Source organism: Corynebacterium kalinowskii (genome assembly GCF_009734385.1).
Lineage (GTDB): Bacteria > Actinomycetota > Actinomycetes > Mycobacteriales > Mycobacteriaceae > Corynebacterium > Corynebacterium kalinowskii.
Map to the genome: position 1 here is coordinate 1,471,789 of NZ_CP046452.1, position 12,338 is coordinate 1,484,126.

Below are 12,338 nucleotides of genomic sequence, written 5' to 3' on the forward strand. Positions count from 1 at the left end.
GTGAGCTACACCTCTAGTCCGGCAACTTCCCCAATAACGATGACCGCTGGAGGCATAACTCCATTGCCACGCAATGATATCCCCAACGTCTCTAGTGTACAGCGGAACCCTACTTGGGACGAAGTTGTACCTTCCTGAATGACGGCGACAGGAGTCGAGGCGGGGCGACCTGCGTCGATAAGCGCGCTCGCAATGGCAGGACCGTTCTTAACACCCATGATCACCACGAGGGTGCCGCCAGTCTGCGCAAGCGCGGACCAATTGTTGAGCGAGGTGGGATGTCCGGGAGGGACGTGCCCGGAAATGACAGTGAAAGAATGCACCATGCCGCGCTGTGTAACCGGCACCCCGAACACTGCCGGAACGGAGATCGCAGAGGTCACACCGGGGACAACTTCCACCTCGATGCCATGCTCGGCGCAGGCCTGGACCTCTTCAAATCCGCGTCCGAATACGAAGGAGTCACCGCCCTTCAGTCGCACCACATTCTTGCCGGCAAGCGCATGCTCGACCAGCATCTCATTGATTTTCTCTTGCGCCACCTGTCGGCCGTAGGGCAACTTGGAGCAGTCGATGATCTCTTTGGTCGTGATATCGCACAGCTTTTCCAGTTCCGACGTCGGCCCAAGGTGGTCGGCCAAAATGACATCGGCGGCTTGCAAGGCATGCATGCCCCGCACCGTGATGAGGTCCCAGGCGCCGGGACCGCCACCGACCAAAACTACACTGCGCTTTCCCATGGGTTATTAGTTTAACCCGCCACAGGCTGCCACGAATCTTTGCACGGCCTGCGGGCATGACGCCGGGTGAACATGCAGGTAAGAAGCATGAACATTGCCTCGGATAAACCCTTCCTGCTTCGGGGCTCCGTCCCAGGCACGCCAGCCCCACGCCTTATCGAAGCCCTGAGCATCGGAGTCCGTCAGCGCAGTGTGGTGGAATTCGTGACCGGTGATCCGCTCGCCAGCGCGGTACAGCACGCTGTCCGTCAGCGCCACAGACTCCCGATACCCCAGCGTCAGCCGCCGCCCCATAGCTGCATGCGTGCCGATCACGCCCAACATCGGATGGGCGTCCAGACTCTCCACCAGCCAAAGCAGTCCCGCGCATTCACCATGGACGGGTTTGCCCGCAGCCACGTGTGCCCGCACCTGCTGCTTCAAATCCTCCCGCGCAGCCAGCGCCTCCACATGCTCCTCCGGGAACCCGCCGGGGATGATCAGGCCATCACACTCAGGCAAAGCTTCGGTCAGCGGATCAAAGTCCACCACACGAGCGCCAGCCGCCTCCAGCAGCTCTCGGTGCTCGGCGTACGCAAACGTAAACGCTGGACCCGCGGCCATCGCGACCGTCACTGCCTTTTGCTTCTCGACGACCCTCCCCGGCACCCACTCCTCGCCCGCGTAATTCGCCGCAGCCAGGCCAACTATTGCCGCCATGTCGCAGTGTTTTTCCACCAGCTCAGCCATGCGTTCCACGGCTTGGCGTGCCTTTTCCCCATGTTCCTTCGCGGTGATCAGGCCCAGGTGTCTGCTCGGCACCTCGACTTTTTCCACTCTGGGGATTGCGCCTACTACAGCGATGCCCGCAGCTTCTACTGCTTCACGGCACACCGCAGCGTGGCGATCACTGCCAACCTGATTCAAGATCACGCCCGCTACATGAACGTCCGTTGACTCGGTGGCAAAACCCTTGACCAAAGCGCCCACGGATTGGCTCATCCCGCGGACGTCCACCACCAGGATTACAGGCAGCCCAAGCTCAGCGGCGATCGCTGCCGAAGATCCTGCGGGAAGCGCCTGGTGAGAATCGGTGATGCGGCCGTCGAAAAGCCCCATGACGCCTTCGACCACGGCGATGTCCTTGCCCGCGGATCCGTGGGCGTAGAGCGGACCGATGAGGCCCGGGCACATGACTGCATCCAGATTGCGGCCAGGCATGCCTGTAGCAAGGCTGTGATAGCTCGGGTCGATGTAGTCGGGGCCGACCTTGAACGGGGCGACCTTTCGCGTTTTGCTCAGCGCGGCCATGAGGCCGGTGGCGATGGTGGTTTTACCCGTCCCCGAACCGGTAGCGGCAATGAGGATGCCGGGAGTTACCACTCGATACCCTTCTGCCCCTTGCGCCCCACATCCATCGGGTGCTTGATTTTGGTCATTTCGGTGACCAAATCAGCGACCTCGATGAGCTTCGGATCGGCATCGCGACCGGTGATCACCACGTGCTGGGTTCCCGGTCGATTCTTTAGCGTGGCCACAACGTCATCGACATCCACCCAGCCCCACTTGATGGGGTACGTGAATTCGTCGAGCACGTAGAAGTCATGGGTTTCGGTGTTCAGGCGACGCTTGACTTCTTCCCAGCCATCACGCGCATCCTGTGCGTGATCCTCATCTGAGCCCTGCTTCTTGGTCCAAGACCAGCCTTCGCCCATCTTGTGCCACTCCACGGAGCCCGGCTCCAGCTCGCCGAGGCGCTTGAATACTGCCTCCTCACCGACCTTCCACTTCGCCGACTTCACGAACTGGAAGACACCCACCTTCATGCCTTGATTCCAGGCGCGCATGGCCATGCCGAAAGCGGCAGTGGACTTTCCCTTGCCCGGACCGGTGTGCACCGCAGTGATGGGCAGCATGCGGCGCTGGCGGGTGGTGAGGCCATCATCAGGGATGTTGGCAGGATCTACTTTTCCTTGGGGCATGACTACTCCTTAGACAACGCAGGCCGAATTTGGTTATACAAAGCGACGATTCAGTAGTGGTTTCTACGGTTTGCTTAACCAAATTCGGCAATCTCTATCTTGGTCATTCCCATCATCGTCTCATACGCACCGGGTGCTGCCATCAGTTCCCCAAAGTTCTCTGGAATGATCTCCCACGCCACACCAAACTTATCGACGCACCATCCACACGGCTGCTCCTGTGCCGCGAGCTTGGACCACAGGTAATCGATCTCTTCCTGGTCTTTGGCATTGATCAACATGGCGACGCCACCGACAAAGCTGAAGTCCTGTGGCACACCCGAATCCATCGCGGTAAACCACTGGCCGGCGAGTTGGAATTCGGAGAACATGACCTCGTTCGGGCTGTGCGGATACATCACTCGACGTCCGACTTCAGACTTCGGGATAACCTCGCAGTAGTAATCCACTGCCTCCGCACACTTGCCCTGCGCTTGCCCACAGAACATGAAGGCCGGGATGATGTGCGGGCGTGGATCGTTTTCCGGTCGCGTCATGATGAGCTGCCAATTCACGCCTGCTTTGTCTTCCACCCAGGCGTACTTCTTGGAGAATGGATACTCACCCAGTTCCATGAGCACCCGGCCACCGTCTTTGAGCTTTTCATAAGCTAGATCTAGGTACTTCTCCGCGTCCTCAAACTGGGCTGGATCAAAGTTCACCATGAAGCCGAGCGCCGGGTTTGGACGGAAAGTGTCATCAGCGTTGATCAGGGTCATTGGCAGACCATCGATCTCAATATCGACTGTCACATCCTTGCCCGCCATGTCCTTTTGGAAATCAGGCAGCCCCTCGGTTGGGTACTGCTGGGAACCGATAACCCGAGTATTGCGGAAGACCTCGGTGTAGAACTCAGCGAGCTCACGGGCGTTGCCATTGCACCAAATGTTGGGCACGATCGTTGTGGTCATGATTCCGAATGTACCCGTGTTGGAGGCAAGCTTCCGAACGCTGTTATGGGCGACTTGGATCCGGAAACCGCATACGTGAAACCCCATATCGCGAGTAGAACAAACGCTATCCGGCCATCTTCATCACAAGTACCACGAGTGCTGCTTGCAATATGCGGTTCTACGTATCCCAAAACACGGCGTACTCGCCCTACAGCGCCTCGATAATCCCTGCCACCGAGTCGGCTGAAAGCTCGGCTAACGACACGCACACGCCTTCCAGTTGCTTAGCTAGCTCGGACGCCAATCCGAGGCGCACCCGGGATCCAGCCTCGCAGTCGATCACCACCGAAGAGGCGATCTTGCGTGAAGCGATGAGCGCAGCAGCCTGTTTAGCTCCCGCCAATCCTGAACTGCCGGTGGCCCGACCGTCAGACAACACCACCAGGATGGGTTCTTTGCCCGGGTCGCGTCGGTACTCGCGCTCCGTGAGCTCGTGTGCCATCAGCAGGCCCTCGCCCAGTGGCGTCCGACCACCGGTGGCCACGTTGGACAAGCGCCGGACTGCTACATCGATCGACGAGGTCGGTGGCAGCAGCAGCTCAGGAGCTGCGCCTCGCACCGAAATCACCGCCACTTTGTCGCGGCGCTGGTAGGCGTCAGACAGCAATGACAACACAGCGCCAGTGACCGACGAGAGCCGATCCCGCGCGGCCATCGACCCGGAAGCATCAACCACGAACACGATGAGGTTAGAGCGCTTGCCGCGTCGCACTTGGCCGCGCAGATCGGCGGGACGGAAGTCGAGGCTGGCGCCATCGATATGCGCGCCTCTTTCGGCCGCCGCGAACAAAGTCCCGACTAGGTGCAGTCCGTGACCACCGGATACTGCGCGAATCGTCGAGCCTGCAGATGTCAGAGCATGTGAGCGTCGTCCCGGGCTGCCTTCTGCGGCATTGGAGCGTCGGCGAAGGAGCTTAGGTGCGAAACTGGGCGCCGGTGTCGGCGCTACCTGCCTTTCCATCCGAGTCCGGCTGCGCGTCTGGTTCGCGCTCAGGCCGTTCCGAAGGCGGCTGAGGTTCCTGTTCCGGCTCATCGAACGCGCCATCCAAGGCCTCGTCCAGCTCATCCTCCGTCACACCCGGCTCGTCGAACGGATTGCGACGCTTGCGGTGTGGCAGCGCGAGCTCTGCAGCCACTCGGATGTCTTCCTCCGCTACTTCCTCGGCGCCTCGCCACGCGGCATGTGCCACCGCAGCTCGAGCGATAACGAGATCAGCGCGCAAGCCATCGACATCAAAGGAAGCGCATACTTTCGCGATCGCCGTCAAAGCCTCATCGCTGAGCAGCACGCGGCCAACCAGCTCCTTCGCCACCGCGATTTGCGCAGCCAATGCCTCCGTCTGTTCCGACCACTCCCGCGCGAACCGAACTGGATCAGCCTCGAAAGCAAGTCGCCGGCGCATAATGTCTGCGCGCTTTTCGACGTCCTTCGTCCCGGCGACCTCCACCGCGAAACCGAACCGGTCGAGCAGCTGCGGCCGCAGCTCCCCTTCCTCCGGATTCATCGTGCCCACCAGCACAAACGATGCCGGAGAACTGTGGGAAATTCCATCGCGTTCGATGGTGACTTGGCCAGTGGCCGCGGCATCGAGCAGCGCGTCAATCAGGTGATCGGCTAGCAGGTTGACTTCATCAACATAGAGCACGCCGCCATTGGCCTGCGCGAGCAGACCTGGCTGGTACTCGGCCTTTCCTGTGGTGAGCACGGTCTCGAGGTTGAGTGAGCCCACCACTCTGTCTTCGGTGGCACCGAGGGGGAGGTTGACCAGGGGTGCGCCGTCGATAAGCGCTGCAAAGGCCCGCACGGTGGTGGTCTTGGCGGTTCCCTTTTCGCCGCGCACGACAACGCCCCCGATCCGGGGAGCGATCGCGTTAAGGATGAGCGCTAACTTAAGTTGCTCTTGCCCAACAACGGCAGCGAATGGAAAACCCGGATAAGGGGCGTTAGTCAACGGTTTTTAGTCCTCCAGCTTGAGGGTCTGCTGGGTACGATCCCATACCTCGCGGAACAGCTGCTTGTCGCCAGACAGAGCAACGCCGTAGGTAGGAACCATTTCCTTCAGCTTTGGACCCCACTCGATCATGCGGTTACCGAAGCAACGCTCCAGAACCTCGATCATGGCGGATGGTGCGATGGAAGCGCCTGGGGAAGCGCCGAGCAGACCAGCGATCGTGCCCTCAGGGTTGTTGATCAGGGCGGTGCCGAACTCCAGGGAACCGAAACGAGGAGCGCCAGAAGGCTTAATGATCTGGACGCGCTGACCAGCCATCACCAGCTCCCAGTCCTCAGCCTTAGCGGTTGGCATGTACTCGCGCAGAGATTCCAGGCGAGCAGCCTCGTCCTTCATCACCTCAGTGATCAGGTACTTGGTCAGGCCCATCTCCTGCACACCAACGCCCATGTAAGAAGGCAAGTTGGTTGGACGGAAGGACTTAAACAGATCCAGGAAAGAACCCTGCTTCAGGAACTTAGGGGTCCAGCCAGCGTATGGGCCGAAGAGCAGGCCCTTCTTGCCGTCGATGACGCGGGTATCCAAGTGAGGCACGGACATTGGTGGGGTACCTACAGATGCCTGGCCGTAGACCTTAGCGGCGTGCTGCTCGATGAGCTCGTCGTTGGTGCAACGCAGCCAAGCTCCGGAAACTGGGAATCCGCCGTAGCCCTTGATCTCCTTGATTCCGGACTTCTGCAGCAGTGGCAAAGCCATGCCGCCAGCGCCGACGAATACAAAGGAAGCCTTGACAGTAGAGATGTCACCGGTGTGGACGTTCTTAGCCACAATCTTCCACTTGGCGCCGTCAGCCTTGATGGTGACTACCTCGTGGCCGTAACGGATCTCGGTACCGCCCTTTTGAGCTGCTTCGAGGAACTGCTTTGCCTGAGCACCGTAGTTGATGTCGGTGCCACCTTCGAACCAAGAGATGTTGACCTTCTCGGCTTCGAAGTCGCGCCCCTTCGCCATCAACGGCAGGAACTCAGCGAACTTCGCGTCATCGTCGGAGTACTGCATGCCTTCAAACAAGGTGTGCTTGGACAGCTTTTCGTAGCGCTGCTTAATGTAGGCAACCTGCTCATCGCCACGTCCGAAGGAGACGTGAGGAACCGGGTTGATGAACTCGCGCGGATCGGTCAGGATACCGTTGTCCACCTGGTGGGACCAGAACTGGCGAGAGACCTGGAACTTCTCATTGATTCGCACTGCCTTGGCGATGTTCACCTCACCGTGCTGCAGCGGGGTGTAGTTCAGCTCGCACAGCGCAGAGTGGCCGGTGCCGGCGTTGTTCCACGGGGAAGAAGACTCTTCTGCCGGAACATCCAGGCGCTCGAAAATGATCTGCGACCACGTTGGCTCGAGTTGCTTGAGCATCGCCCCGAGCGTGGCGCTCATGATACCTGCGCCGATGAGGACTACATCCGCCTCGTCAGTTACCTTTGCGCTTACATTAGCTTCGGACACTGTAACTCAACTTCTTTCATAGGCTGTGCAACGTTTCATAGAAACCTCGAACACCACGGCTCCCTACCCCGCAGCAACGAGGAGCGGAAGTACCGAGTCCCTGAGGTGGACTTCCCATACCGGTCGGTTCCACTAATGCAGACCGACCAAGTCCTTTGCCCATCTAGCTTACGCTGATATTTTGGCCCGGTGGCAAAAGCGGGATAGAAAGTTGGAGTTTCCAGCCAATTGCAAATGTCGGCAATGTAATTAACCTTGGCGTGGTTCCCAACCCCCTTTGAGCCTCCCCCGAATTCGGGTTTATGCCCACGCACCCCTCTTTGCAACCTGAATCTCATCGAGCAGGACGTACCTATTCCCTTATGACTAAATTTTGTCTTAGTATCAACTAAGTATCGTCGAACATTTCAATCACCCCGATTTGAAGATTGGCACGTATGGCACCCCTCCCGATATCTCCAGAGTGGACCGAGGATATTCTCGGTCCAGATTTCGAAAGACGGACCTTCGACGTAGGCATAGATCCCGATGGTCAGCCACCTGTCGTGGTCACTCTGGTTCGTTACCTGCCCGAGGGTAGTGAGAGTACGTTTCACACCCGAAAGGCCATTCTGTACATTCCTGGTACGAGTGACTACTTCTTCCACAAGCATGTCGCGAAGTACTTTCATGAACAGGGCTATGCCTTTTACTCTGTCGACTTTCGGAAGTGCGCGCGCTCTCACCAAGAAGGCCAGCGCTGGTACTACATCTCAGACTTAGGCATTTACTTCAAGGATCTGACCATTGCCACCACCGAGATCATTAATGCGGGCCATTCGGCCATGGTCATGATGGCGCATTCAATGGGGTGCCTGACAGCAGCGATGTGGATCGATCACCTACAGAAGTCACAAGACAATACAATTCTTCCTTTTGTTAAGGGAATTATCATGAACAGTCCATGGCTGGATTTGATGTTCTCCTTCCCTACCGTGGCTATGGGGCGTCGATTAGCACCAATCATGGCCACGCACCGGCCAGAGGCAAAACTACACACCAAAAAGCTAGAAGCATACGTTTCATCCCTGCATAAGGATTTATACGGCGAATGGGATTTCTCCCTCGAATACAAACCGGTGGGCGGCCATGACAAGTACTGGGGCTGGATTCACGCCGTAATTCGCAGTATTGATCGCGTGAAGTCAGGGAAAGTCCACTGCCGGATTCCTATTCTGGTGCTGTGTTCGTCGAAGTCCTGGCTCAACAAACCCTATTCAGAGGAATCAAACATTTGCGATGTCGTGCTCGACATTGACGAATCCATCAAGTGGTCGAACAAACTGGGCGACGATGTCACCACGATTTCCATTCAGGACGCTCGCCACGATGTGTTCCTTTCGCGAGAAAAGCCCCGGAATCAAGCGCTGACTACGTGCGGGCAGTGGCTCGCGCAGCAAAGGCTATGATTGGCTCCACATACTGATTGGAGTTTTCCGTGGCCAAGCACTACGACATCGTTATTATCGGCACGGGTTCCGGTAACTCAATTCCGGGCCCAGAGTTCGACAACAAATCCATCGCCATCGTGGAAAAGGGCGTTTTCGGTGGTACCTGCCTGAACGTGGGATGCATCCCGACGAAAATGTACGTCTACGCCGCTGACGTCGCTCGCACCATCGAGCATGCGGGCACCTATGGCATCCAGGGTTCCTTTGATGGGGTGGATTGGCAGTCGATCGTCCAGCGAGTTTTTGACAAGCGAATCGATCCCATCGCTGCTGGCGGTGAGGCTTATCGACGCGGCCCTGAAACTCCCAACATCGACGTCTACGACCAGCACGCTAGCTTCACCGGCCCTCGCACGCTCAGCGTCGGCAGCGAGGAAATCACCGGCGATACCATCATCATAGCCACTGGCTCGCGCCCCGTCATCCCCACTGCCATCGCAGAATCAGGCGTGCGCTACTACACCAACGAAGACATCATGCGCCTGCCCGAGCTGCCGCGTCGCATGACCATCGTCGGCGCCGGGTTCATCGCCTGCGAGTTCGCCCACGTCTTCTCCGCTTTGGGCGTCGAGGTCACCCAGCTTGTGCGTTCCGACCGCATGCTTCGCGGGATTGACGACGACATCGCCGCCGCTTTCGCCAAGGCCGCCGAATCCCAGTGGACCGTAAAGTACGACACCGAGGTCGTCTCGGCTACCCTTGGAATTTCCTTGGCACTGTCCGACGGCTCGACATTGGACACCGACGTATTGCTGGTGGCCACAGGCCGCACGCCTAACGGCGATCAGATGAACCTAGCCGCCGCAGGTGTCGAAATGGATGAGGATCGCGTCAAGGTTGACGAATTCGGTCGCACCACAGCTGAGGGTGTGTGGGCACTCGGCGATGTCTCTTCCCCGTACCAGCTCAAGCATGTCGCTAACGCCGAAATGCGGGCCGTTAAACACAACATTGCCCACCCACAAGATCTCCGTTCGATGCCGCACGATTTCGTACCTGCAGCGGTCTTCAGCAACCCGCAGATTGCCTATGTCGGACTCACTGAAACTGAAGCACGAGAGAAGTACGACGTCACGGTAAAGGTGCAGAAGTACGGTGATGTGGCCTATGGCTGGGCCATGGAAGACACTGACGGGTTCGCTAAGCTCATCGCCGACCGCAGCACCGGAAAACTGCTCGGTGCCCACATCATCGGTCCGCAGGCATCTACTCTCATTCAGCAGCTCATCACCGTAATGGCCTTCGACCTCGACTGTCGCGAGGTGGCCACGAAGCAGTACTGGATCCACCCTGCACTGCCAGAGCTGATTGAGAATGCGCTGCTCGGCCTAGAGTTTTAGCTTGTTGAATTTGGGGAAGCAGACTGTCGATCGCCAGCGTTTTCGATAGTCTGCTTTACCAAATCCGACACATCCCAGACTGCCTCGAGCGCATCGGCAATCAAATCCAATTGACGAAGGCGCTCCTGCTGAAAACTAGTGTCCTCGCTGACCACGAAACCCTTCTTCCCAGTAGCTAGGGCCACCCAACGCAAAAAGTCTCTACGGAAGGTGTCGTTCTCCAGCTGGCCGTGCCGATGAGTTCCCCGGAACACACCACGCTGAGCGCCTTCGGAACCGATCCACGGATCTTCTGCAGTTCGCGTGACCTGCCCGTGGTGGACCTCATAAGCACCATCGGGGTGTCGAAGGAGTGTCTTGGTCGGGAAGAAAGTGATGTCGGAGTCGAAGATTCCGAGTCCTTCTTCAGTGGAGTGGCCTTCCACGGGGTCGTCGATAAGCGTACACATCATCTGGAACCCGCCGCAGATCCCGAGGGTGGGCTGGGTCCGCTGCTGGAGGACAGTCGCGATGCCGGAATCGCGAAGCCAGGCTAGATCAGACAGGGTTGCCTTTGAACCTGGTAGGACGACGAGGTCGGCGTCTGCGATGAAATCCGGGTCGGTGGACCAGGTGACGCTTACGCCTGGTTCGCAGGCGAGTGCTTCCACATCCGTGGCGTTTGAGATGCGCGGCAAGCGGATGGCTGCGACCCGGAGGCGCTGGGTACCAAGTGCGTTGGTGGCAGGCCCGATGCTGGTACCGACCGCGGATTGCAAGGAGTCTTCGGCATCGATCCACAGCCCATTGATGAACGGCAGGACGGCGACGGTCGGAACTCCAGTGAGCTGCTGCAATTGCAGCAGGCCAGGGTCGAGGATGGACTGATCGCCACGGAATTTGTTGATCACGAACCCCTTGATTCGCGCCCTGTCTTCCGGCGCGGAGATGAAATAGGTGCCGTAGAGGTGGGCCAGCACTCCCCCGCGATCGATGTCGCCCACCACGTAGACGGGGAGATCGCAAGCTTCGGCTAGGCCAAAGTTGGCCACGTCGGTCTCGCGTAAGTTGATTTCTGCCGGGGAGCCGGCTCCCTCGCAAATGACAATGTCAAAACGAGACTCGAGGTCACGCAGGCATTGCGCTGATACTTCGCGAAGCTCGGAGCGGTGTTCAATGTAGTTGCGAGCGCTGACAGAACCGACAGCTTGTCCACGCACGACGAGCTGACTCGTGCGATCCGAACCCGGCTTGAGCAGGACCGGATTGAAGTCCACACTGGGCTCAAGGCCACAAGCAAGTGCTTGCAGCGCTTGAGCTCGTCCGATCTCACCACCGTCAGGGCACACCGCCGAGTTGTTCGACATATTCTGAGCCTTGAAGGGCGCAACCTTGAGGCCACGCCGGGCCAGTGCGCGACAAAGCCCGGCAACCACGACCGACTTGCCGGCGTCCGAAGTAGTACCGGCGATGAGGACGGCTGACATTTAGATGTTTTCGTCAGGCAGCGTCAAGATCTCATTTCCGTCGTCGGTAATGACGATCGTGTGCTCAAATTGAGCAGTGAACTTGCCGTCTCGGTTCTGGACGGTCCAATCGTCGTCCCAAATGTCGTATTCTAGGCCGCCGAGGTTGATCATCGGCTCGATGGTGAGCGTCATTCCTGGCTCCAGCACATCGGTATAGGCGGTGGAATCGTAGTGCAGCACCACGAGACCATTGTGGAAGGTCGGTCCCACACCGTGTCCGGTGAAATCGCGGACCACGTTGTAGCCAAAGCGCTTGGCGTAAGACTCGATCACACGGCCAATGACATTGATTTCACGCCCCGGCTTGGCGGCCTTGATGCCGCGCATGGTGGCTTCTTTGGTGCGCTCCACTAGCAGGCGGTGTTCTTCCGAAACATTTCCGGCGAGGAAGGTGGCGTTGGTGTCGCCGTGGACACCATTTTTGAAGGCAGTGACATCAATGTTCACGATGTCGCCATCTTCGATCACCGTGGAATCCGGGATCCCGTGGCAGACGATCTCATTGAGGGAGATGCAGCAAGACTTGGTGTAGCCGCGGTAGCCGAGCGTAGATGGGTAAGCACCATGGTCGCACATGTACTCATGCGCAATCGCGTCAATGGAATCGGTAGTCACACCGGGCTGCACTGCACGGCCGGCAAGGACCAAGGCGTTGGCGGCGATACGGGAAGCTTCGCGCATCGCCTCGATGACCTCTGGGGTTTGAATGAGCGGTTCGCCGATGGCTTCTTGGACGCTGTCTTTCCACGCATACTCGGGACGGGCGATGCTGCTTGGCACGCTCCGAATCGGGGTGGGATTTCCTGGGACGAGTTTGGCGCTTCTAGTCATGTCCCTTATGTTAACGCG

General features: G+C 58.5%; 11 protein-coding genes. 2 read left to right on the forward strand and 9 right to left on the reverse strand.

The window, feature by feature from the left end; genetic code table 11:
- Positions 1-5: 5 nt before the first annotated feature.
- The 7 genes from cobA to mqo form a co-directional block, all read right to left on the reverse strand.
- Positions 6-740: a uroporphyrinogen-III C-methyltransferase gene (cobA, locus tag CKALI_RS06940; protein WP_156192599.1), complete on the reverse strand. Its 735-nt coding sequence runs from the start codon at positions 738-740 to the stop codon at positions 6-8.
- A 6-nt stretch (positions 741-746) separates the two neighbouring features.
- Positions 747-2,102, reverse strand: coding sequence for a cobyrinate a,c-diamide synthase (locus tag CKALI_RS06945; RefSeq protein WP_156192600.1), 1,356 nt, complete (start codon positions 2,100-2,102; stop codon positions 747-749).
- Complete coding sequence (gene cobO, locus CKALI_RS06950) at positions 2,096-2,701, reverse strand: cob(I)yrinic acid a,c-diamide adenosyltransferase (RefSeq protein WP_156192601.1); 606 nt, start codon at positions 2,699-2,701, stop codon at positions 2,096-2,098. The genes CKALI_RS06945 and cobO overlap by 7 nt, the downstream gene beginning before the upstream one ends.
- Before the next feature lie 74 nt (positions 2,702-2,775).
- Positions 2,776-3,651, reverse strand: a complete 876-nt coding sequence (locus tag CKALI_RS06955) for a VOC family protein (protein ID WP_156192602.1) — start codon at positions 3,649-3,651, stop codon at positions 2,776-2,778.
- A gap of 190 nt (positions 3,652-3,841) precedes the next feature.
- Positions 3,842-4,654, reverse strand: a complete 813-nt coding sequence (locus CKALI_RS06960; RefSeq protein WP_156192603.1) for a vWA domain-containing protein — start codon at positions 4,652-4,654, stop codon at positions 3,842-3,844.
- Positions 4,608-5,645 (reverse strand): ATP-binding protein, encoded by a 1,038-nt coding sequence (locus tag CKALI_RS06965; RefSeq protein ID WP_156192604.1) that lies wholly within the window; start codon positions 5,643-5,645, stop codon positions 4,608-4,610. The genes CKALI_RS06960 and CKALI_RS06965 overlap by 47 nt, the downstream gene beginning before the upstream one ends.
- Before the next feature lie 6 nt (positions 5,646-5,651).
- On the reverse strand, positions 5,652-7,151 hold the full coding sequence (gene mqo, locus CKALI_RS06970; RefSeq protein ID WP_156192605.1) for a malate dehydrogenase (quinone): 1,500 nt from the start codon (positions 7,149-7,151) through the stop codon (positions 5,652-5,654).
- A 437-nt stretch (positions 7,152-7,588) separates the two neighbouring features.
- On the opposite strand from mqo, the gene CKALI_RS06975 reads away from it, so the two are divergent.
- Together CKALI_RS06975 and mtr are read left to right on the forward strand one after the other, a co-directional pair.
- Complete coding sequence (locus CKALI_RS06975; protein WP_156192606.1) at positions 7,589-8,599, forward strand: alpha/beta hydrolase; 1,011 nt, start codon at positions 7,589-7,591, stop codon at positions 8,597-8,599.
- 17 nt (positions 8,600-8,616) lie between these two features.
- Positions 8,617-9,981 (forward strand): mycothione reductase, encoded by a 1,365-nt coding sequence (gene mtr, locus CKALI_RS06980; RefSeq protein WP_156192607.1) that lies wholly within the window; start codon positions 8,617-8,619, stop codon positions 9,979-9,981.
- On the opposite strand, the gene CKALI_RS06985 is transcribed toward mtr, so the two are convergent.
- Both CKALI_RS06985 and map read right to left on the reverse strand, forming a co-directional pair.
- A complete protein-coding gene (locus tag CKALI_RS06985; RefSeq protein ID WP_156192608.1) occupies positions 9,978-11,447 on the reverse strand; it encodes a cobyric acid synthase in 1,470 nt (489 codons plus the stop codon). The two genes, mtr and CKALI_RS06985, sit on opposite strands and share 4 nt — an antisense overlap.
- The gene (map, locus tag CKALI_RS06990; RefSeq protein WP_156192609.1) at positions 11,448-12,320 is read right to left on the reverse strand and encodes a type I methionyl aminopeptidase; all 873 of its coding nucleotides are present in this window, start codon (positions 12,318-12,320) and stop codon (positions 11,448-11,450) included.
- Between the last annotated feature and the right edge of the window lie 18 nt (positions 12,321-12,338).